At 51.2% G+C, this 22006-nt stretch carries 18 protein-coding genes; 8 read left to right on the top strand and 10 right to left on the bottom strand.

Going from position 1 to position 22006, the window contains the following annotated elements; translation table 11 throughout:
* The first annotated feature begins 61 nt into the window (after positions 1–61).
* Positions 62–1813 (top strand): ATP-binding protein, encoded by a 1752-nt coding sequence (locus MMG03_RS09680; RefSeq protein WP_073159898.1) that lies wholly within the window; start codon positions 62–64, stop codon positions 1811–1813.
* On the top strand, positions 1801–2841 hold the full coding sequence (gene mqnE / locus MMG03_RS09675; RefSeq protein ID WP_073159896.1) for an aminofutalosine synthase MqnE: 1041 nt from the start codon (positions 1801–1803) through the stop codon (positions 2839–2841). Before MMG03_RS09680 ends, mqnE begins: the two co-directional genes overlap by 13 nt.
* On the opposite strand, the gene MMG03_RS09670 is transcribed toward mqnE, so the two are convergent.
* The 4 genes from MMG03_RS09670 to leuA2 form a co-directional block, all read right to left on the bottom strand.
* On the bottom strand, positions 2838–4211 hold the full coding sequence (locus MMG03_RS09670; protein ID WP_249506171.1) for a pyridoxal phosphate-dependent aminotransferase: 1374 nt from the start codon (positions 4209–4211) through the stop codon (positions 2838–2840). The genes mqnE and MMG03_RS09670 overlap by 4 nt on opposite strands.
* 3 nt (positions 4212–4214) lie before the next feature.
* Positions 4215–5888: an alpha-glucosidase gene (locus MMG03_RS09665; RefSeq protein ID WP_249506170.1), complete on the bottom strand. Its 1674-nt coding sequence runs from the start codon at positions 5886–5888 to the stop codon at positions 4215–4217.
* Positions 5889–5900: 12 nt separating this feature from the next.
* Entirely contained in the window at positions 5901–6278 is a 378-nt protein-coding gene (locus MMG03_RS09660) for a hypothetical protein (RefSeq protein WP_073159892.1), read from the bottom strand.
* A 66-nt stretch (positions 6279–6344) separates the two neighbouring features.
* Positions 6345–7916: a 2-isopropylmalate synthase LeuA2 gene (gene leuA2 / locus MMG03_RS09655; protein WP_249506169.1), complete on the bottom strand. Its 1572-nt coding sequence runs from the start codon at positions 7914–7916 to the stop codon at positions 6345–6347.
* 739 nt (positions 7917–8655) lie between these two features.
* Between leuA2 and MMG03_RS09650 the strand changes: the two genes are divergently transcribed.
* A complete protein-coding gene (locus MMG03_RS09650; RefSeq protein ID WP_249506168.1) occupies positions 8656–9120 on the top strand; it encodes a hypothetical protein in 465 nt (154 codons plus the stop codon).
* 33 nt (positions 9121–9153) lie between these two features.
* Positions 9154–12225 carry a type IA DNA topoisomerase gene (locus MMG03_RS09645; protein WP_112132051.1) on the top strand — a complete coding sequence of 1024 codons (3072 nt, stop codon included), beginning with the start codon at positions 9154–9156 and terminating at the stop codon, positions 12223–12225.
* A gap of 6 nt (positions 12226–12231) precedes the next feature.
* Here MMG03_RS09645 and MMG03_RS09640 read toward each other — a convergent pair whose 3' ends face one another.
* From MMG03_RS09640 to MMG03_RS09630, 3 genes are all read right to left on the bottom strand, one after another.
* A complete protein-coding gene (locus MMG03_RS09640; RefSeq protein WP_158535448.1) occupies positions 12232–12399 on the bottom strand; it encodes a hypothetical protein in 168 nt (55 codons plus the stop codon).
* Positions 12400–12549: 150 nt separating this feature from the next.
* Complete coding sequence (locus MMG03_RS09635; protein WP_249506167.1) at positions 12550–13959, bottom strand: sodium-dependent transporter; 1410 nt, start codon at positions 13957–13959, stop codon at positions 12550–12552.
* A 21-nt stretch (positions 13960–13980) separates the two neighbouring features.
* Positions 13981–15021, bottom strand: a complete 1041-nt coding sequence (locus MMG03_RS09630) for a histidine phosphatase family protein (RefSeq protein ID WP_249506166.1) — start codon at positions 15019–15021, stop codon at positions 13981–13983.
* A 98-nt stretch (positions 15022–15119) separates the two neighbouring features.
* Here MMG03_RS09630 and sufB point away from each other — a divergent pair, with 98 nt between their 5' ends.
* From sufB to thrH, 4 genes are all read left to right on the top strand, one after another.
* Positions 15120–16535, top strand: a complete 1416-nt coding sequence (gene sufB, locus MMG03_RS09625) for a Fe-S cluster assembly protein SufB (protein WP_249506165.1) — start codon at positions 15120–15122, stop codon at positions 16533–16535.
* Between the two features lie 445 nt (positions 16536–16980).
* A complete protein-coding gene (locus tag MMG03_RS09620; RefSeq protein ID WP_073160043.1) occupies positions 16981–17544 on the top strand; it encodes a DJ-1 family glyoxalase III in 564 nt (187 codons plus the stop codon).
* A gap of 101 nt (positions 17545–17645) precedes the next feature.
* The gene (locus tag MMG03_RS09615; protein WP_249506164.1) at positions 17646–18566 is read left to right on the top strand and encodes an Hsp33 family molecular chaperone HslO; all 921 of its coding nucleotides are present in this window, start codon (positions 17646–17648) and stop codon (positions 18564–18566) included.
* A 97-nt stretch (positions 18567–18663) separates the two neighbouring features.
* Positions 18664–19281 (top strand): bifunctional phosphoserine phosphatase/homoserine phosphotransferase ThrH, encoded by a 618-nt coding sequence (thrH, locus tag MMG03_RS09610; protein ID WP_073159879.1) that lies wholly within the window; start codon positions 18664–18666, stop codon positions 19279–19281.
* 307 nt (positions 19282–19588) lie between these two features.
* Here the strand turns inward: thrH and MMG03_RS09605 are convergent, their stop codons facing one another.
* The 3 genes from MMG03_RS09605 to MMG03_RS09595 all read right to left on the bottom strand — a co-directional run.
* On the bottom strand, positions 19589–20674 hold the full coding sequence (locus tag MMG03_RS09605) for an FISUMP domain-containing protein (RefSeq protein ID WP_249506163.1): 1086 nt from the start codon (positions 20672–20674) through the stop codon (positions 19589–19591).
* A 147-nt stretch (positions 20675–20821) separates the two neighbouring features.
* Positions 20822–20920: an LEPR-XLL domain-containing protein gene (locus MMG03_RS16125; protein WP_158535447.1), complete on the bottom strand. Its 99-nt coding sequence runs from the start codon at positions 20918–20920 to the stop codon at positions 20822–20824.
* A 60-nt stretch (positions 20921–20980) separates the two neighbouring features.
* A partial coding sequence (locus tag MMG03_RS09595) for an FISUMP domain-containing protein (RefSeq protein WP_249506162.1) occupies positions 20981–22006 on the bottom strand: 1026 nt, incomplete at its 5' end.

Genomic DNA, 22006 nt, shown 5'->3' with positions numbered 1-22006 from the left:
AACCTCACACCCAATTGATAGTATTCTAAAAAACATCCATATTTTTCTAAATTGCCCACCGATGAAGGAAAAAGACGACAATTTTTCAAGACTGATTAACGACGATAAAATCCTGTACATTCCCGCAATGAGGATTGTGACATTGGTTTTCGCCATAATCTGCACCATGTTCATCGCGGTGAACATCATGCAAAAAGAGCCCCTGATCGCCGCCATCAATGGTGGTATCGCGTTCATCATGTTCTTCAGCTACTTCACCATCATCCGTTTCGACTCCCTAAAAGTTGCAACCCCCGTCACGATGCTGATGCTGACCGTCCTGATTATCACCTACATCATCAATGGCGGTCACGAAGGTTTCGGTGTCATGTGGGTGGTGCTAGTCCCTGTCATCGCCCTTTACTGTTTCCACACAAAGTTAGCGGTAGGCTTCCCTCTGTTCATCGGTGCCATCCTAGCCATCGCCTTTTTCACTCCAGTCTTTGAATACTGCTACCAGTACCAGGAATCCGTACGCGTCCGCCTCCCCTTCATTTACACAGCTGAAGTCGCCATAGCCATCTTGCTCAAGCGAAATATCAACTTGAACAAGAAATACATGAACCACCTGCTCCGCCAGAACATCCAATACAAGGAAAAGGCAGAAGCGGCCAGCAAGGCAAAGAGCGATTTTCTCGCAAACATGAGCCACGAGATTCGCACCCCCATTAACGCCATTCTGGGAAACGACGAACTGATCCTGAGAGAATCCCAGGAACCTGATTCCCTGGAATACGCAAAGAATATCAAGACATCTAGCAAGGCCTTGCTTTCCCTTATTAACGACATTCTTGATTTTTCAAAGATCGAATCGGGTAAACTGAACATCATTCCCACAGAATACAACCTGGGAATTTTGGTTAAGGATTCCTTCAACCTGATTGCTAACCGAGCAGAAAGCAAGGGACTGGAACTGCGAACAGATGTTGAACAGGCTGCGCCCTCGGTCCTGCTAGGCGACGAACCCCGTATCCGCCAGATTTGCAGCAACCTGCTGACCAACGCCATCAAATACACCAAGAGCGGTTCCGTTACGCTTCGCGTTTATACGACCATTGGCGAAAAAGACTGGATCAACTTGATTATCGAAGTCCAGGATACTGGCGTAGGCATTTCCGAAAACAATCTGAAGTACCTGTTTGATTCTTTTAGCCGAATTGATGAAAGGCTTCACCGCAATATCGAAGGAACCGGTCTGGGTCTGGCCATCACCAAGCAGTTGGTCGAACTGATGAACGGAACCATTCAAGTCGAAAGCATTGCAGGACGCGGATCCACATTCAAGGTTAGCCTTCCCCAAAAGATTGTTTCTGCAACACCGGTAGGCGACATAAATGTTTCTGTTCAGGAAGAGGAACCTACTTACCACGAAGAGTTCCACGCCCCCAACGCCCACATCCTGGTCGTCGACGACGTATCTATGAACCTGAAGGTTTTCTCGGGACTTCTCAAGAAGACCCAGATGCAAATCGATACGGCCGTCAGCGGCGAAGAATGTTTGAAGATGGTTCGCGAAAAACAGTACGACCTGATTTTCCTGGATCACATGATGCCCAAGATGGACGGTGTCGAAACCTTCCGTCTGATGCGGTCTCTAGACAACATGAATCCTAATACGCCTGTTGTCATGTTGACAGCCAACGCACTGGAAGGCGCACGGGAACAATACCTGAGTGAGGGTTTTGTAGACTACCTGTCAAAGCCGATCCATGCCGACCAGCTTGAAAAAATGGTACTGAAATATCTACCGAAGAATCTTATATGTCGCGTCTAACAGAATCCGAAGCTCTTGATTTATTTTTGAACGCCCCCCTGGAAGAACTTTGCGCCAGGGCAAATGTAGAGAAGGAACGTCGCCACGGCAAATCAGTTTATTGGGTGAACAACCGCCAGATCAACTACACCAACGTATGCGTTCTGCATTGTAAGTTCTGTGCCTTCAGCAAGATCAAGAAAGATAGCGTTACCGCCTACGACTGGGATTACGACACCATTCGCGACAAGGCGGCTTTCGCCATTGAAGGCGGTGCAAGAGAGCTGCACATTGTTGGCGGCCTCCATCCGGATCACCCTTTCGATTATTACATCGAAATGTTGCGCAAGCTTCGCGTAGAATTTCCCAAGGTCAACCTGAAGGCTTTTACCGCAGTAGAAATCGCCCACTTCGCCAAACTGTCTGGGCAGACTCCCCTGCAGATCATGGAAACGTTGAAGGGCGCAGGTCTTGATGCACTGCCCGGCGGCGGTGCCGAAATTTTGGTGCAGAGTGTTCGCGACCAGATTTGCCCGGGTAAGGAAACTGGCGAAGAATGGTTGGATGTACACCGTGCGGCACACAAGATTGGCATTCCTACCAACGCCACCATGCTGTTCGGCCATATCGAAACTCCGGAACATCGCATCGCTCACATGAAGATGCTCCGCGACCTGCAAGATGAAGCCCCCGGCTTTTTCGCATTTATTCCTCTGGTGTACCATCCGGAACACAACGCCCTTCACAGCATCGTTCCCAACATGACCAGTCAGGAAGATATTCTGCGTACGGTGGCGGTGGCACGACTGTTCCTGGATAACTTCCCCCACATCAAGGCTTACTGGATCCAGATGGGAATCGAGACCGCCATGAAGGCATTGCACTCCGGTGCCAGCGATTTGGATGGAACTATCATCGAAGAAAAGATTACCCACGCCGCAGGAGCCAAGGTTCCCGTGGGCATGAGTCCGGAACGTATGCGTCAGCTGATTTTGAACGAAGGTTTGGAACCGGTGGAACGCGACGCTCTTTACGAACGATTCTCTTAAAGCTCAACCATGCGTTCGACCGCTTCGGCGAACAACGCAGGCTCTTGCAACAAGCTAATTACAACCCAGCCGTCATCTTCGAAATCGAAGAAGAATCCCGGCTGTACCAGCACACGCTTTTCGCGAAGTAGGCGAAGAGTCAATTCCTCGTCATCGTCGCCCAGATGCAACACGGCATACCAGCCCCCAAGAACCTTGGGGCAATACTTGCCGGGGAATGCGGCACGAAGGGTTTCCCAATTGTTTTGCAGACGCTCACGAACTTGGGCTTCGTAATCGGCGGAGCGAGCCAACAGCGGTGCCGCCAGAGACTGGGCGCAAGAAGAAGCACTCAAGTAAGCGTCTTCAACGAATTCAAGGGCGGCACGGATTTCTTCGAAATTTTCACGGGGGGCATAGAAGGCCATCCAGCCGAATTTTAATTGCGGAGCGCCAACAGCCTTGCTCAAACCATTGAGCCAGAAAATGGGACACTTGGGTCCGTTTACAGGAGCAAAGACAATGTCGTTTCCACCGCAGTCAAAGAAGTCGGCGTTAATGTTTCCGTCACCAAGACCATTGCGGTTTCCGCCGCGCAAATACAGCCAACTGCGTTTGACTTCGTCGCTGAAGCCATAATCGCCGAAGACTTCATCTACCACGAGAATCAAGTTGTTCTCTTCGCAGAAGCGAACAATTTCATTCCACTCGGCGAGGCCCACAATATGGCCTGTGGGATTATGGGGCGAAACCAGCAGAAGGATGCGGGCGTTTTCGGGAGCGGCCAGCAGGCTGTCTGTATCCAGCACGAAGCGGAACTGGGGAGCGGAAGATTCAGGAAGGCAAGATGCATCGACTCCGCCCCGCGGGCTTTGCTCAGCATGATGCGCGGAAAGTTCCTGACGTAAAGAGCGAACGGTCTTTAGCCCAGTTTTCTTCTCGCGGATCAGTTTCAAAAAATAGGGAGCGCATTCCAGATGTTCCAACTGGGCCAGCGTATCCAGCAGCGGATAGCCGGGCATCGGCGTCAAGATGGCATCGCCTGGATTGCAGAATGTCTTAAAGAGTACAGAGTAAGCTTCGCTGGTACTTGCGGTAATGATGACCTGGTTTGCAGTAAAGCGACCACCTCTTTCACGATAGTAAGCGGCAACGGCTTCTCGGGCCTCACGCCAGCCCGAGGCATCGGGAGACCAATGGCCGAACTGTTTGCGGGCTTCGTCTACCGCGGAGTCCAATTCCACAGGCAGTCCCACGCGAACCGGCGAACTGACGGTCATGTCGATAAACGGAGCGCTTTCCTTTTTCGATTTTTCCAACTCTTCGAAAAAGGGGCTGGGAGTCAAATCATTGGGAAGCCTTTCAGAAAGTCTAACATTCAAACGGTTCATTTATTACATCCCATAGATTACAGCTTCTAGCGGTCTTAAAACTCTTGTTACGCCCGACGATTCAAACGGACCTTCGTAATTGCCTATTAATAGTTTGCGGTTCTCTACCAGGCGTCCATCATATTCAACTTCCGTCTCGCCAAGGTTAACCAGCACCACAGTGCCGTCACCTCGCCTATAGGCCATCATTTGTTCGTGTTCGGGGAGCAGCGCCGTAAAGGGGCCCCCGTCCAGATTGGCATTGGAAGAGCGCAAGGCGATCAGTCGACGGTAAAAATTCAGCACGGAGTTTGGGTCCGATTCCTGGGCCGCCACGTTGATTTCGACATAGTTGTCGTTCACGGAGAGCCAGGGTTTGCCCGTGGTGAATCCGGCGTTGGCGTCGGCGTTCCACTGCATGGGCGTGCGGGAATTGTCGCGACTAAAACGGTTTACGAAGGCCATGGCCTGCTCGTGGGAAAAGCCTTCCTGCAGGGCCATCTTGTACTGGGCCTTGGTATTGATTTCGTCGTACTTTTCCAGGTCGTTCCACTGCACGTTGGTCATGCCGATTTCCTGACCCTCGTAAAGGAAGGGAGTCCCTCGCAAGGTCAAGAGCAGCGTAGCCATGGCCTTAGCCGCCAACACGCGCAGCTTGGGATCGGCAGCCACCCGTTCGCTAAAGTAATTGTTCACGCAGCGGGGCTTGTCGTGATTTTCGAAAAAGGCAGGATACCAGCCGTTCTTCGCAGTGGCCTCCTGGCTTGCCAGCAGAGCCTTCTTAAAATCCATGATGCCGTAGGGCGACGGCTTGCACCAGATTTCAACATCGTGCAGGTGGCCAAACTCGAAGAGCATATCGAAGGCGCCGTTCTCCCCTACCCAATATTTCAAGTCGTCGGGTCCCACGCCGTTTGCCTCGGCCACGGTGAACACGTCCTTGCCCTGAGTCACGTTCTTCTTGAACTCCTGCAAGAAATCCAGGACACCCGGGGTATTTACGGTCATGGTGTGAACGCTGACCAGGCCATCGCTTGCATCAGGGGTTCCGCTTTCAAAGCCGTTCGGTTTCTTGATGTAGGGAATGGCGTCAATTCTAAAACCGCCCACGCCCTTTTTAATCCAGAAGTTGGCAATGTCGAAAAGGGCCTGGCGCACGTCGGGATTTTCCCAGTTCAGGTCGGGCTGCTGGGTGGCGAAGGTGTGCATGTAGTACTGCTGACGTTCTTCATTCCATTCCCACACGGAGCCGCCAAAGATACCGCGCCAGTTGTTGGGAGGAGCCGGTCGCGTTCCCGGTTCGCCAGCAACGCCATCTTTCCAGATGAACCAATCGCTCTTGGGATTGTGGCGGCTGGACTTGGATTCCTTGAACCATTCACACTGATCGGACATGTGGTTGAACACCAGGTCCATCACAATCTTGATGCCACGCTTATGGGCCTGGGCAATCAAGTTGTCCATGTCGGCCATGGTTCCATACAGGGGATTGATTTCGTAAAAATTGGAAACGTCGTAGCCGTTATCCACCATGGGAGACGCATACACCGGCGTAAGCCAGATCGCCCCCACGTTCAAAGACTTCAGATAATCCAGCCGGCTGGTAATGCCGTTCAGGTCCCCGATTCCATCTCCGTTGGAGTCCTGGAAACTGCTGGGATAAATTTCGTAGGCAATGGTATGTTTCCAGCGCTGCATACGACGTCAAAACTATTTCTTGTGCTTCTTGATCAGGCCCACTAGAATCGTGGCCACCAAAATTCCGGCAGGCAGAACAACGGCGATGGTCAAAAGGATCAGCTTCTGGAAGTCGCTCATTTCCTTCAGGGATTTCTTGAAGTTCTTAATGCGATCCAGCAGGCCCACCTTCCCTGCCGGAGCGGCACCATTTGCGGCACCCTCGGCACCGGCAGAAGCCTCATCGGAATCAGCCAGATCCTCGGAACCGGCAAAAGCCTTTACATCGGGAAAGTGGCCCAGCAGACCTGCCACGGCATCCTTTATCGGCACCACAAAACCACCGACCTTGTCGGCGTACATGGCGTAGCGTTTCTTGAACGGACGTGTCAGTCTACCAGTTAAATCCATAATTCCTCTACTCTAGATTCCTCGACTTCGCCACTTCGTGGCTACGCTCGGAATGACACTTACAGCCTACCTGTACAGCAGGTTCACACCGCCGAACAGGGCGCGCATGTTAGCCTTCAGAGTATCGCTAGAAACACCGCGGCCTTCCACTTCCTTGCCATTGGCCTTCAGCACAATACGGCTGAGACCGCGACCAGCCCACATGGAATCCTTTTCAGGAACCACCACCTGGCGATACTTCACCAGTTCCACCGGCATGCCGATTTCACGCATGAGCATAAGGCCAGCTTCAATGGGACCTTCGGCAGTGATGGACTTGATTATGGGCTCCTTGTCCTTCTTGAAGTGGAACACGAAACGGTTTTCATCGGGAACAACTTCGATGTTGTTGAACACCAAACGGCCGTTCACGTTAACGCGCTGTTCGCGGAAAACATCCAGAACCCGTTCGGCGCTCAGCTCGCCTTCCTTTTCGCTGCAAGCCTTCAAGATGGGCTGCAGTTCGGCGGCTTCGGCCAGACTCATCTTGTAACCGAACTTGGTGATGATTTCGTACACGGCGGTACGACCACTCTGGCTGGTGAAGCTGAGGGAATCGTTCTGGTTACGGCCGATGATGGAGTAGTCGATGGGGCGGTATGCACCCTTCTTCATGTCCTTGGTCTTGCTGGCGCCATCCTGGTGGATACCGCTACGATGGACGATAGCTTCGGCACCGATCAACGGAGCACGATTGTAGATGTTGATACCGGACCACTGAGAAATCAGGATGGCGGTTTCGTAAATTCTTTCCAGATGCAGGCCAGTGTCTACACCGGAGTTGTGCAGGCCCACAGCCACTTCGTAGAAGTTGGTGTTACCGCAACGTTCACCCAGACCGTTCAAGGCCACTTCCATCTGGGTTGCACCCACGAAGAAGCTTTCGACGGTAGCGGCAGTTGCCATGCCCAGGTCGTTATGGCAGTGAACAGAAATAGTCACGTTCTTGGGCAGAGCATCGTACACCTGCTTGATCTGGGAGATGTACAGCATGGGGCGATAACGTTCCACGGTGTTGGGCAAGTTCAAGGTAGTTGCCCCCGCTTCCACCACGGCCTTCAAAACTTCAATGACAAAGTCCATGTTTTCCAGGCAGTCACCGAAATGTTCGCAGCTGAATTCCACGGTACCGCGGTCACCCACCAGAGACTTTGCCAACTTCACGCATTCCACGGCCTTGGCCTTCACCTGTTCCGGAGTCATGTGCAGCACATGTTCCATGGAGAGGGGGCTAGTTGCCAAGAAGGTGTGGATACGAGGATTGGGAGCATACTGGACCGCTTCCCAGCAGCGCTGAATGTCGCTGGGGACGCAACGGGCAAGACCAGCCACCACGATCTTCTGGGCGACTTCATCACCTTCTTCAGCCATCTTTGCGGTGAGCTGGGCCAGTTCCTTACAAGATTCAAAATCCATTTCGCTAGAAGCCGGGAAACCCACTTCGGCCCCCTGCACACCCAGCTTCAACAACTGGAGGTAAACGTCCTTCTTCTGGGCGTTATTCCAGGGCTTGGGCAGAGCCTGGTTACCGTCACGCAGAGTGACGTCGTAAAAAAACGGTTTTCTTGCCTGATCGGCACAATCCATCATGCACTTCATTTTTCATCTCCTTGCCGCTTCCTTCGATTTTCACCGGGAACGCAAAGTCATTTAATTTTCAATCTCAAAGATAGCTTTTTTTATCCCTCTGACCAAAAAACAAAGGCCCGCTTTCCCGAGGAAGCAAGCCTTTTTAGTGTTCAATTTCAATAAAAAAAGTCTTATTGATTCAATACCCTAAAACCTCGCCTCGGTATTACACAGAGCGGTGCAAAGTAGAAGTTGTAGGTCTAGGATCATTTTCATGCTGATGAATATACAAAGAAGTTTCCCCCACGGCAAGGGAAACTCCTTATTTTTTAGTAGCTGTTCAACAAGACCAGACTACTAGAATTTAATCAGCATGTTCCGACTTGAATTTCCTGCCGAGACACGAAGGACATAGATACCAGACATGGCCGGCTTTTCCAGTTCCATGGTATGCTCACCGACAAGAACGCACTGTTAACGGTCATATCTTCCTTAAACATAGATGTCAGACATGACTCTTGAATTTCATATATTCTTTCCGTCGGAAACACCGACTTTTTTGTATATCGCCCGACAATCGCCCGCGAATTTATTTCGCACTACGGGAAATGCGATCCTCGCCCCCATGGATAAAACAGCAGGCGGATATCGCAGACCATTCTGCTCGTATTCGGGCTTTGGAAACGTAGGTGGATTTCTTCGTAAAAGGCGACAAAGCGGGGAGATACTAGTTTTATAATCGCGCTGCGTTTTTTCTACTTTTCTTTTTATGGAACACGAGTATACTGTCAGAGGGCGAATTTTTCCGGAACCGGACCAGGTTCAGGACATTTCTTCGCTTCGCAAGTTTATCAACAAGATGAGTTGGGTCGAACAGGACTTCGAATCCCTGGGTTTGAAAATCGACGAGCGGAACGTTTCCCGATTCTCGATGAAGAGCGAGGACCTGGACAATGCCGCCCTGGAACAGGCTTGTCAAAATCTCTCCATGCTTCTGGGTTGCAAGGTCATCCTGAGCAAGGACCACGAAGTTTACGGTGTAGCCAATGTGTTCAACGGCGGATCCGATTACGAAGTCGTCGACGAGGATTGTTTCCTGTGGATTTATGAACGGGGAGCGCGCCTCTCCTGCGAAAAAACAAAATTCTGGAACGAGAAGTTCACGGATCTGGAACAGAAATTCGCCCAGGGAGCCGCCGCCAAGGCTTTGCAGAACTTGGACCCCATCCTGTAATAAAAAAGTTCGAACTTTATTATCTTTGCCCCCATGATTCTATTAGTGGCCGAAAAACCTTCCGTTGCAAACCAACATTACAAACCTATGCTGGAACGCCTGGAGGGCGAAAAATTCACACAGGGAGATGGTTGCCTGATTGGGCAGAACCATTGCATTACCTGGTGTGTGGGTCACTTGATTACCCTGGCCCCCCTTGATGCCTACCCCGGTTTCGAAGGGGGCTGGAAGTTGGGCAACTTGCCTTTGCTCCCCGAAAAGTTCCGCCTTATGGAGATTGAAAGCACAAGAAAACAGCTAACTGTTGTGCGAGAAATGATGAGTAAGGCGGATGTCCTCGTGAACGGCGCCGATGCCGGCCGCGAAGGTAATCTGATTTTTGACCTGGTCCTTGATTTTACCCCCGCCTTTAAGCAAAAGCAGATCAAGCGTCTTTGGGTGAACAGCTATGTGGCCAAGGATCTGGACAAGGCCTGGAAAAATCTGGAAGATGCCACCCAGCGATTAAACTTGAGTTATGCCGCTCGCCTGCGTCAGCGCGCCGACTGGATGGTAGGCCTTAACGCCACTCGAGCCTATACGCTTACGGCTGGCCGCGGCAAGATGATTTCTGTGGGCCGCGTGCAGACACCCACTTTAAACTTGATTGTAGAACGAGACGCCCTGGTGGAACAGTTCAAGGAACTGTATTACTACAGCGTAGTGGGAACCTGGAAAGGATTCCAGGCACAGTTGCTGCGCCCCGACCGCGACGCCAAGGATTCTGGCAAGGACAGCGCAGAAGGCCCTGCCCTGAAAGTGGCGGTCTTTGAAAAAGAGGAACCGGCCCAGGCCGTAGTGGACAAATGCGCCCCGCCCGAAGATGCGGTCATCGCAGGCATTGACGTCCAGCAGAAAAAGCAGTTCCCCCAAAAACCTTTCGACCTGACGGAACTGCAGAAAGAAGGCAACAAGCGTTTTAAGTACAGCGCCCAGCAAGTGCTGGATTGCGCCCAGAATCTTTACGAAAAGAAGTTGCTTACCTATCCCCGTACCGACTCCGCCTACCTGCCCGACACCATGAAGCAGGAAGCTTACGCCCTGGCACAACGCCTGGCAACGCCCCAGCAGCAAGGGATCATGCGTCCGGAATCGGAGAACTTCGTTTTCATCAACTCCAGCAAGGTCACAGACCACTTCGCCATTATTCCTACCGGGGAACAGCCCGACGAAATCAAGGGTGGCCTCCCCGAAATGGAAGAGAACATCTACAATCTGGCCAAGGAACGTTTTGTCCAGGCATGGCTGAAACCCTATGTTTGGAATGAAATGGAAGTGACACTGACCGCCCCTGCGGGCAGTGACGCAGAAACCTTCCGCCTTAAGCTGAAGCAGAACGAGGACTTAGGTTTCCGTGCCCTAGTCAAAGAAGAGAAGAAGGCCAAATCCAAGAAGAAGGGCGACGCAGGCGCCGACTCCGCCGCAGCCGACGGAAAATCCGGCGACGACAGCGGCAATTCTGACGACATCACCAATATCGTAGAATCCTTTCCCGACTGGAAAATCGGCGACAAGGCCCCCTTCGACGCCCTGGAACTTCAGAAGAAAAAGAAGTCCAAGCCCAAGTATTATACCGAAGCCACCCTCCTTGCCGCCATGAAGACTGCAGGCAAGCAGATCGACAACGAAGAACTGGCCGAAGCCATGAAGGACCGCGGTCTTGGAACTCCAGCCACTCAGGCAGGCATCATCGAGACCTTGAAAAAGCGCGGATTCATCGAAGCCCAGAAAAACAATCTGGTCAGTACCGCCCGCGGCCGCGAAGTCATCGCCCTCATGGACGAAAAAGTCAAGTCCCCCGAAATGACCGGCGAATGGGAATACAAGCTTTCCCAAGTAGAAAAGGGCAACCTGGATCCCAAGGAATTCCGCGACGGCATCGTGGAATATGTGAAGGAACTTTTTGTTCAGCTTCACGAAAAATACGGCAGCCAGTTTGAACGAGAAACCGTAACAGAAGCTCTCCCCTGCCCCAAGTGCAGCCAGCCCATGGAAATCGCCCCCTGGGGATACGTCTGCAAGAATGGCGAATGCGGTTTCAAGGCAGGCCACACCATTGCAGGCCGCACCCTTAGCCACGCCGAAATGGGCAAGCTTCTGGCCACCGGCAAATCTGACTTGCTCAGCGGCTTCAAGAGCAAGAAGGGAACCACCTTCAGCGCCAACCTGGTTCTTGGCGAAGACGGCAACATCGGATTTGAATTTAGCGACGAACCCCAGGACGCAGCCCCCACAGACTATACCTGCCCCAAGTGCCAAAAGAAACTAAAAAGTTTAGGCAACCGTCTCATTTGCGAAGAGCCTTGCGATTTCGTTTTCTATAAGACTATCGCCGGCCACGTCATGAGCGACGAAGAAATGGCGGAGCTGTTCAGCAACGGCACCACCGACGTCATCACCGACTTTATCACTAAGAAGGGCCAGGCCTTTAGCGCCAAGGTGGTCTGGGATAGCGATCACAAGGCCACCTTCGCCTTCGAAAATGACGGACACTTCCACGGTACCGAAACCAAGTTTAAGTGCCCCATCTGCAAACACACCCTAGAAGAAAACAAGAACGCCATCTTCTGCACAGGTAAAGGTTCCGACCGCGATGAACAAGGCAATCCCTGTGACTGCAAGTTCACCCTGTTCAAGACCATCGCAGGCAAAAAACTCCGTGCCGCCGACATCAAGGCCTTGCTCAACGGCGAAAAAACGGAACTGATTAGCGGATTCAAGAACAAGAAGGGCGAAAACTTTGACGCCTTCCTGAAAATGAGCCCCGTAGGCCGCGTAGAATTTGAGTTCCTCCGTCGCGAATACCCCTGCCCCGGTTGCGGAGGTTTCCTACGCAAGGTAGATGGCGGCTACCAGTGCATGCAATGCGGTTACGGCATTCCGCAAGTGTTCTACCAGCGCAAATTCTCTGACGAAGAAGTGGAAAATCTGCTGAAGAACAAGTTCTCGCCGGTGCTAGAACCGTTCAAGAAGGACGTCACCACCTTCCGTGCCGCCCTAGAAATCCGCGAAGGCGGAAAGCTGGGCTTTAACAAGTTGACTGTTGAAGTCATCAAGCAGAAATAGCAAACCTTAATCGATCCGTTCGCCCACAAGAACGCTCAGGTAAGCTACGGTAACAGCGGCTGCAGCCACGACACTGCCGGCCCCCACCAGCATTGCACAGAAAACAGCGGGAGCTGCTGCCAGAAGAAGACCGAAGAGAGTGTTGTTGCGCTGGATGTTCAGAATATTGTGCATAGTTAATCCTTTTTCTTTTTTACGTGTACAAATATAGGTTTACATTCGCGTCAATTTCTGACAATTTCATATACAAAAAAAGACCGACGGTTTTACCCGCCGGACTTATTTGTCGATCATTTATCAGTTAGACTTTAACAGCCTGCAAAACTACTTACCAAGAATCTGGTTGTAGAAATCCGGAGCGAACTTCTGGATGTAACCCATAATGAAAATGACCAGCACGATCAAGGGCAGAATCCACTTGATGTAAAAACGGACAATCCCGTTTACGGGAAGTTTCATACCGCTACCGGTATTGACTTCATCGTAGAAATTCTTCTGGCCCCAGTCGTAACGGAAGTTGCAGAACACCACGAAGAACAAGCTACCGAGAGGCAGCAAGGTGTTAGAAACGATAAAGTCTTCCAGGTCGAGAACGCCGCTGCCAGCACCAAAGGGCTGAAAGCCAGAAAGCACGTTAAAGCCCAAAGCACAAGGCAAGGAAAGAACGATAATCGCCAGAATGTTCCACTTCACCACCTTCTTGCGGTCGTAACCCTTCAGGTCCATCCAGAAAGAGATAATGTTTTCGAACACGGCCACCAAGGTACTCAGGGCGGCAAAGCTCATGAACAGGAAGAAGGCCACACCGCACCAGCGACCCGCAGGCATCTGGCTAAAGATGTTGGGCAGAGTCACGAACACAAGGCCAGGACCAGCACCCGGTTCCACATTGAAAGCGAAGCAGCTGGGAATAATGATCAAACCGGCAAGCAAGGCCACCACCGTATCCAGGACGCAGATATTCACCGCTTCCTTGGCTAGGGTATGCTTCTTGCCGATGTAGCTTCCGAAGATGGACATGGAACCGATACCGATACTCAAGGTAAAGAAAGCCTGTCCCATGGCGGCAAAGATTACTTCGGTAACGCCCTGCTGCTGCAGACGGGCAAAGTCCGGGAGCAAGTAGAACTTGAGGCCTTCTTCAGCACCGGGCAAGGTCACAGCGCGGATGGCAAGAATAATCATGATCAAGAAAAGCATAGACATCATGCTCTTGGTTACACGTTCCACGCCCTTCTGCAAGCCCAGAGAAACGATTCCCAGACCGAGAATGGTAGCAATAGCCATCCAGCCCACCTGCACGCTGGGATTCCCCAACATGGTGCCGAATCGTTCACCCACCTGTTCAGGAGACAGGCCATGAATATCCCCTTCCACCGCCATGTGGTAGAAGTAGTACATCATCCAGCCGCTCACCGTGGTGTAGAACATCATCAGCAGGTAGTCACCGACGATCATGGGATACTTGGCAATATGCCACTTGGAACCGGCAGGTTCCAGTTCTTCGAAAGATCGGCCGATACCGCGCTTACTGGCACGACCGACAGCAAATTCGGCAATGAGGGCGGGCAAGCCCAAGATTACCAGGAAGAACAAGTAGATCAGGATGAATGCGGCACCACCGTACTGGCCCGTAATGAAGGGGAAACGCCAAACATTACCGATACCAATGGCGCAACCCGCCGCAATCAAAATAAAGCCAAGACGAGATTTAAAATTTTCTCTTTGATTCATTTTCAATAACCCGCAGATTTCTTAGGTTCCAAATTCAATGCCGTTCACAACGTGGTAGCGACGTTCTCCGTTAGCCTTGATAACTACGGCCACGCCATCTAGGTAGTACACACCCTTTTTGGAAACATGGTAGCGCAAACGATCAATCTTACGGTCAGAGACGTAAATCATCAAGGGCATCAGGAACATATCGTGGCTAATAAAGATATTCACACGGTTGGTTTCAGACATGTTGGGAATGATTCCCTGCACAATCGTCTGAACGGCACGGGCTTCCAGGTCATAGAAGGCAGAGGTCAGCAAACCATCGAAGGCCCACTGGGAGTATACTTCACCTTCATTAATACTGGCGGTAGAATCCTTCTTGTACTGTTCAAAAAGTTCCATGTCCTTGATGTAGGTGCTGGCCACCAGGCGATTGGTAATGACAGACTGGAAGCTGGTCGTATCTTCACCACGACCGTAGGCAATGTTGATTGCGGTACTGCGAGTACGCACGAAATCGGTATGACCGTAAGAGAAAGCTTCGGAACTGGCCAAAAAACCGCCCAGGCGCTGAGACTGTTCGATACCGGCCTCGGTCAGCTTGGATTCAACACCGACACCACTTTCGCGACGGCCATGACGAATGATAAAGGCAACCTTGTCGCCCTCTTCCAGGCTTTCATAAACAGACTGAACCGTTTCGTAATCGGTAATGGCCGAAGCAGCGACATACTGACGGTCCTTTTCGATTTCTTCAGTCAGGATTTCGAAGGGCATATCGTTACCGGTAATGCCGCTGATAGAAGAGGTATCGCCCTCGGGCACAAAGGAAGTGTCCAGAGGCATCTCGGATGCAGAAGAAATTTCCAGCGAGGCAGAAGATTCGATGGGCTGCGAGTTGGGATCATCACCAACCGTGGCAGAGCTGGCCGGATTAACCGGGGTTTCTATGGGAGGAGTCTGCGGATCATCGGCAGGCGGATTGACGGCCACACCAGAATCATTGGAACTATCACTACCACATGCACTAAAGAGCATGGCGGCTATAGAAATGGGCAATAAAAATTTCTTCATCATAATGTTCCAATATAGTAAGATGATCTTTTTCAAGATTTTCCACTTTTTTAATTTTTGTATATTTGAGCCGCTAATTTTATAAAGAACGTAGGTTGATCATGAGCGAAAATTACAAGTATGGTTTTGTGACTGATATCGAGAACGAGGCTTTTGAAAAGGGTCTTAACGAAGATATCATCCGCCGTGCCAGCGCTCTCCGTGGCGAACCTCAGTTCATGCTGGACTTCCGCCTGAAGGCCTACGAAAAGCTCTTGACCATGGAGCAGCCCAAGTGGGGCGAACTGAATTTTGAACCTGTAGATTTGCAGGACATCGTCTATTATTCCGCTCCCAAGAACAAGAAATCCCACGAAAAGATCGAAGACGTGGACCCGGAACTTCTGGCCACCTTCGAAAAGCTGGGAATTCCCCTGGACGAACAGAAGCGCCTGGCCAACGTAGCCGTGGACGCCGTGTTCGACTCCGTCAGTATTTATACAAGCCACAAGAAGAAGCTCATGGAAATGGGCATTATCTTCTGCAGTATTTCCGACGCCATCAAGGAATATCCGGAACTGATTGAACAGTACCTGGGTAGCGTGGTCCCCGCAGGCGACAACTACTTTGCCGCCCTGAACAGCGCCGTCTTTGGCGACGGAAGTTTCGTCTACATTCCCGCAGGCGTCAAGTGCCCCATGGATCTGTCCACCTACTTCCGCATCAACAACAAGGAAGCAGGCCAGTTCGAACGCACCCTGATTATCGCCGACGACAATGCCGAAGTCAGCTACCTGGAAGGCTGCACCGCCCCGGAATTTTCCAGCAAGCAGCTCCATTCCGCTATCGTAGAACTGGTAGCCAACGAAAACGCCAAGATTAAGTACAGCACCGTGCAGAACTGGTACGCCGGCGATCGCGAAACTGGTGCTGGTGGCGTCTATAACTTCGTGACCAAGCGCGGCAAGTGCGCCGGCAAGAACAGCCGCATCAGCTGGACCCAGGTAGAAACCGGTTCCGCCATCACCTGGAAGTACCCCAGCTGCGTTCTGGTTGGCGACAACTCCGTAGGCGAATTCTACAGCGTTGCCCTTACCAACGGACACATGCAGGCCGATACCGGCACCAAGATGATCCACATCGGTAAGAACACCAGGAGCACCATTATTTCTAAGGGTATCAGCGCCGACTACTCCAGCAACGCCTACCGCGGCGAGGTTTCTATCCGTAAGGGAGCCGCAGGCGCCCGCAACTACACCCAGTGCGACAGCATGCTGGTTGGTGACAAGAGCGCCGCCCATACGTTCCCGTATATCACGGTGGCAAACCCCACCGCACAGACGGAACACGAAGCCACCACCAGCCGCATCAGCGAAGACCAGCTGTTCTATTTCGAGAGTCGCGGCATCAAGCGCGAAGACGCCATTCAGGCCATGGTAGGCGGTTTCTGTAAGGACGTGTTCAAGGAACTCCCCGGCGAATTCGCCACCGAAGCCCGCCAGCTTCTGACATTGAAGCTGGAACACAGCGTGGGGTAACTCGCGTGTCATCCTGAGCGCCCCTCCGCGTGTCACCGGAAAACACAACCGCCCCCCATCTTTGAGCGTATTTTTACAAAAGGGGTTACTAAACAAACCAATTTCAACGTTTTGGTAACCCAATATTTAGTTTATCTACAACATTTTCTCTTTAAAAGGTTACTAAAGTCCTTTACACATCAATTTTAGTAACCCACAATAAGAGCCTCACACAGGAAAAGCTCCTTTCACCAGCACTTTTTGTTTAATTTATTCAAAAAAGAGGTTGCTAAAACACATCTTCAAACATATTTAGTAACCCATTTTGCCGAAAAGACACCACTTTCACTCCGATTAGATTCATTTCTTGTTATATTGTGAAAAAATTGGATTCCACTCCTACAAACCTAAGAAACGCATGGTCTTCGGCCCCCTCTAGATGGAACCCGCAAACAACGAGGTATTTATGAACGTTCTTTTCTTGATGGCTAACGGTTTTGAAGAAACCGAATTCGTTACTCCTTTTGACTACTGGCAGCGTGGCGGCCTGAATGTGACTTTGGCTTCCATCAGCGATAGCCTGGAAGTTGTAGGCGCCCATGGTCTGGCCATCAAGGCAAACGTTCTCTTGAAAGACGTGATGGCAGGAGCCGCAGCTAGCCTCGCCGACTTCGATGCAGTCTGCCTCCCCGGAGGCGGCCCCGGCGTTCAGAACCTGAAGGCTTCCGCAGCCGTTGCCGACGTCCTGCGCGACTTTGATTCCAAAGGCAAGTGGATTTTCGCCATCTGCGCCGCCCCGCTGGTTCTTTCCAAGGCAGGTCTCCTCAAGACCCGCAAGTGTACTTGCTTCCCGGGCTGCGAAGTGGAACTGGACTGCAAGCAGTTCCTTACCGACCGCGTAGTCGTCGATGGCAACATCATTACCAGCCGCGGCGCCGGTACCGCCGAAGAATTCGCCTTTGAATGCCTGGCCCAGGCAGCCAACCGCGAAACCTCCGAAAAGATCCGCAAGCAGGTGGTAGCCCGCTAAAACTTCGGGGCGCGCTCCACCGAAGCGCAGGCCTTTGAAACGGCTCAGTTTGCGACAGCTCCAAGGTGAAACTTTGGGGCTTTTTTACTAAATTTGGCCCTATGAATTTAAAGGATCGTATTATTCGTTCTACAGGCAAGAAGGCGCCTTTTCGCCTAGTTCTTGTGGACATCACCAACACAATGAACGAAATTGGCGCAAAACACGGCGCCCAGTCTTACTCTCTAAAGTTACTGGCTGAAACCGCGATTTCCTCCATCTTTTTGAGCAGCAGCCTCAAAATGAAGGGTACAGTAAGCGTAACCGCCACCTTCGGAGGCGAAATCTCCTACGCCAAGGCAGATACAAGCCCTCTCATAAGCCGCAAGGAAGGCGATGAATCCTACTACTTTGTGCGAGCCATGATTCCCCAGGACGACCTCGAGGCAATCAAGGGCGACGAACCGGCCCTGATTCCCCAGACCTACCAGGTGGTAAAACTGAATGAATACGGCAAGCGCGTTCACGAAAGCATGGTGCAGGCAGTCAGCGCCTCCATGGGCCAGAACCTGGCTACCTACTTGTACCAGTCCGAACAGATTCTTTCTGCAGTGGGCATCGAGGCCCAGTTCAACAAGCAGGACCCAAACAAGCTGGACTACGCCGTAGGTTTCTATGTAGAGGCCTTCCCTGAAATGGAAGAAAAGGATTCTACCATCTTGGAACAGGTGGTGCTGAACCTCCCTAAGTTCGCCGATATGTACGCTACCCAGCAGAGCGGCGGCAAGACCATGCTAGACGAACTGCTTTACCAGTTTGAAGGTCCTTACGAAATCGAAGTCATCAAGGAATTCGGCGCCAAGGCGTTCTGCCCCTGCAACAAGGAACGAACCATCAGTTCTCTGGCTGCGCTTCCTATCAACGATTTAAAGGATTTGGAAAAAGAAGGCAAGGATCTTGAATTGGTCTGCGACTTCTGCCGAACCAAGTACACTGTGACTATCGACGACTTGAAGAATTTAATCAAGGAAAGAGAAAAATAACGAATGAACAATTAACAGTTAACAATTAACAATTTTATAATCGCGGCTTTGCCGCCACGCTATCATTGTTCATTGTTCACTAATCTAAGGGATTTTTATGTTTACCAAACAATGTGTCGTCACCCTGGACCTTGAAGGCGTTCTCGCTCCGGAAATCTGGATTGCCGTTGCAGAAAAGACCGGCATCGCCGACCTGCGCCTGACCACCCGCGACATTCCCGACTACGACGTTCTGATGAAGGGCCGTATCAAGATTTTGGAACGCGAAGGCATCAAGCTCAGCGACATCCAGAATGTAATCGCCAACCTGGGCCTGCTGGAAGGCGCCCGCGATTTCATGGACACACTCCGCGACGAAGCCCAGGTGATCATCCTCAGCGACACCTTCCAGGAATTCGCCTACCCCATCATGAAGAACCTGGGCATGCCCAGCATTTTCTGCCACAACCTTGTTGTAGAAAATGACATGATCAAGGGTTACCACCTGCGTCTGAACGACCAGAAGACCAAGGTGGTCAAGTCCCTGCAAGACCTGAACTTCAAGGTATTCGCCAGCGGCGACTCCTTTAACGACACCGGCATGCTGAAGCAGGCAGACAAGGGTTGCTTCTTCTGCGCACCGGATTCCATCGTCGCTCAGTTCCCCCAGCTGGAAGCCACCAAGACTTACGCAGAGCTCCTCGAAAAGTTCCATAAGTTCCAGGACACCCTTTAATTATTAGGGCTTTACTGCTAATAAACGCCGCTCCAAAGCGGCGTTTATTTTTGTTTCCGCATACTTTTAAATAAAAAAAATGGTCTAACCAAACAAAAATTAGGTTAGACCAAGTATCTAAGATACAGTTTTTAGATATGTAAATCTCAGATTATAATAGGGTGTGTTTTTTAGATAGTTATATTACATCTACACTTTGAAAGAACATAGCCTATTGATATTGGACAAAGATTCCCCCCTGCACGGTGTATCGCCGTGCCTTTTTTGTTTAAAATTTCTTGAATTTGGCCTGGATTATGTCAGGCGGCTAGTAATCCTTGACGCAGCGGATGTAAAGAATGTTCATTCTCTTAAAAGCACCAACACTCTTTCCGTAACTCACGTAATCATCATTAACAGACACCACGTTCGCCAATGAGTCATTCATTTCTTGAGGCAATACAAAATCAGTCAGCATCCAGCTGAGTTCATAGTCGCGCATGTCGAACAGCACGGACATGCCGGATGAATTTACATACATTTTATCAAAGCCCCAGTTCGCCTTCGAGGCCATGTCCAGGCCGGTGCCCTTCGCATAGTTTTCCCACTCGTAGCCGTTCATGATGTGCCACCCCTCCGGGCAGATGCCCTGGTGTATGCGGGTGTTGCCGCCGGTCGTATCCTTCCAGAGCACGGAATCGTACTTCGACGATATCCCCATCGCCTCGCTCCAAGTGTAGCGGCCGCCCCAGCCGTTCTCGCAGAACCACTCGTCGTTCAGCTCGCAGTACTTCTCCACCTTGCCGTCGTCCAGCCGGTGGACGCTCGAGTCCACCATCTCGCCGTAGTTCAGGTTCTGCGCGAAAACCTCGATGGTATTTTCTGATTGATACGACTCGTAGAGAACGACCGTTTTATACACCTGGCCGTCGCGCGGGTCCGTAAATTCTCCATAGACAGGGTCGTATTCTGTATCGAATTGGCGGTCCATGTTCGGGTAAACCTTGGGCTTGGGTGGGTAAATTATCGTATCCGTTCGCCAATAGTTATCCCTACACGTCATATACGCAGTTGAATTTTCTTTTACAACTGTGTCCTTGGCGCCCTCCTCGCAACGGCGGGGCAAAAAGACGCTGCTCGACGATGCCACCCCGCTGCTGCTAGATCCCCGGTCGGTGCCGGGGATGACACTTGTGCTGGAGGCGGCACTTTCGCTCGATTTTGCGGTGCTTCCCTTGCTCGAGGAGCTATTCTTGGAAGTCTTCCCGCTGCTGGAGGCGGCGTCGAGGCCTTCGTCGTCGCTCGAGTTCATGGAAATTTCGTCGCTTGCGCCACTCCCGGAGTCGTCACCGCAGGCGGTAAAGAACATGGTTGCCGCAACAAGGGCAAGGGCAAAAGGTAACAGTCGATTCATTTGTTCACTCCAAAGAAAGAAGATAGAAATTGTTGATGAGGCACGAGGTTCGAGGTATGAGCGCGCTCGCGAGGCTCGCTTCGAGGTTAAAATTTGGCGGCTACGCCGCGTAGCTAAATCTCATAACTCGTAATTCATACCTCATAATTAATTGGCATCCATCAAGAGTCTCGGTTCGAGAGACTCGATCTTGTAATTGTTACGGTTTTTCTTGGACTTTTTGTTCTTCTTGTTGAGTTTAGACACATAACCCCTATAGCCTTTCTCCCAAAAGGCTTTGTTAATTTGTTTAAAATCTTGTTATAGTTAGTAGTTTTTTACACAGCGGATGGAAAAGCCCTGAGTCTTTATACCTCTAAAAGTTCTGTTGAACTCATCCGTTCGAACCGACACTCGATATGAGCAATCATCATATTCTGGATACTGTTGCGGCAGCCAATATAACGCAGAATTTGAAATGTATCCATACTCTAGAGCTACAGGATTCCAATACCCCGCAGGCAGTATCGACAGGCCGTAGTTGTTGCTACCGAAGCCGGCGACCTTCGAGCCCATATAGTGGGCGACACTGCCACCTGTTCTCTGGTCTAAATGAGCCCATTCTCCAGCATTAACAATGTGCCAGCCCTCCGGGCAGATTCCCTGATGCTGGACATAGTTCTGAGGTTGCGCATAACCGCTGGGATAAACAAATTTTTGTGCACAAGTCTCTGCATACATAGACACACTATCACACACTGTGGGGAAATTCATCGCATGGCTCCAGGTATAGAGCCCGCCCCAGCCGTTCTCGCAGTACCACGGATCGTCATCGTAGCAGTACTTGGTTGAATCGTCTTGAACAGAACCACCGGATATCATCTTGCCGTAATTCAAGTTTTCGGCAAAAAAGACATAGGTCCTTTCAAAGGTGTCGTCGTACAAGCTCACCGTCCGATACTTCTGCCCGTCGCGCGGGTCGGTGAACTCGCCGTAAGACACCTTCTTGTTGAATTGTTCCGTCATATCGAAGTAGCTGCTGGTCGGCACAGCCGAACTGGAGGAGGCCGGAATCCAATAGCCGTCATGACAGATAACATCGACTCCATTAAGTGTTGCCATTTCATCTTCTTCAGAGCAAGGGATTCTCGCTTTACTAGAGCTACTGCTATTCCCTGCCGACGAGTCCGCAGACGTTCCCGAGCTGCTCGACTTAACGCTTGACGAGGCGGGGCTAGACTCACCGCCACTGTTCTTGTCTCCTGTAGACGAACTGGATTTCGCAGAGGAAGAGCTGTTCGTAGTCGAAGACGAGACACTGCTGCTAGATTTGTCTCCATTGCCGTCACTGGT

Source organism: Fibrobacter sp. HC4, from assembly GCF_023373925.1.
Classification (GTDB): Bacteria; Fibrobacterota; Fibrobacteria; order Fibrobacterales; family Fibrobacteraceae; genus Fibrobacter.
Note: the sequence above shows the minus strand (reverse complement) of the source record. Positions and strands in the feature narration are given on the sequence as shown.

Coding starts and splice junctions, on each gene's coding strand:
- MMG03_RS09680 (WP_073159898.1), top strand. CDS start 62: ATGAAGGAAAAAGACGACAATTTTTCAAGACTGATTAACGACGATAAA.
- mqnE (WP_073159896.1), top strand. CDS start 1,801: ATGTCGCGTCTAACAGAATCCGAAGCTCTTGATTTATTTTTGAACGCC.
- MMG03_RS09670 (WP_249506171.1), bottom strand. CDS start 4,211: ATGAACCGTTTGAATGTTAGACTTTCTGAAAGGCTTCCCAATGATTTG.
- MMG03_RS09665 (WP_249506170.1), bottom strand. CDS start 5,888: ATGCAGCGCTGGAAACATACCATTGCCTACGAAATTTATCCCAGCAGT.
- MMG03_RS09660 (WP_073159892.1), bottom strand. CDS start 6,278: ATGGATTTAACTGGTAGACTGACACGTCCGTTCAAGAAACGCTACGCC.
- leuA2 (WP_249506169.1), bottom strand. CDS start 7,916: ATGAAGTGCATGATGGATTGTGCCGATCAGGCAAGAAAACCGTTTTTT.
- MMG03_RS09650 (WP_249506168.1), top strand. CDS start 8,656: ATGGAACACGAGTATACTGTCAGAGGGCGAATTTTTCCGGAACCGGAC.
- MMG03_RS09645 (WP_112132051.1), top strand. CDS start 9,154: ATGATTCTATTAGTGGCCGAAAAACCTTCCGTTGCAAACCAACATTAC.
- MMG03_RS09640 (WP_158535448.1), bottom strand. CDS start 12,399: ATGCACAATATTCTGAACATCCAGCGCAACAACACTCTCTTCGGTCTT.
- MMG03_RS09635 (WP_249506167.1), bottom strand. CDS start 13,959: ATGAATCAAAGAGAAAATTTTAAATCTCGTCTTGGCTTTATTTTGATT.
- MMG03_RS09630 (WP_249506166.1), bottom strand. CDS start 15,021: ATGATGAAGAAATTTTTATTGCCCATTTCTATAGCCGCCATGCTCTTT.
- sufB (WP_249506165.1), top strand. CDS start 15,120: ATGAGCGAAAATTACAAGTATGGTTTTGTGACTGATATCGAGAACGAG.
- MMG03_RS09620 (WP_073160043.1), top strand. CDS start 16,981: ATGAACGTTCTTTTCTTGATGGCTAACGGTTTTGAAGAAACCGAATTC.
- MMG03_RS09615 (WP_249506164.1), top strand. CDS start 17,646: ATGAATTTAAAGGATCGTATTATTCGTTCTACAGGCAAGAAGGCGCCT.
- thrH (WP_073159879.1), top strand. CDS start 18,664: ATGTTTACCAAACAATGTGTCGTCACCCTGGACCTTGAAGGCGTTCTC.
- MMG03_RS09605 (WP_249506163.1), bottom strand. CDS start 20,674: ATGAATCGACTGTTACCTTTTGCCCTTGCCCTTGTTGCGGCAACCATG.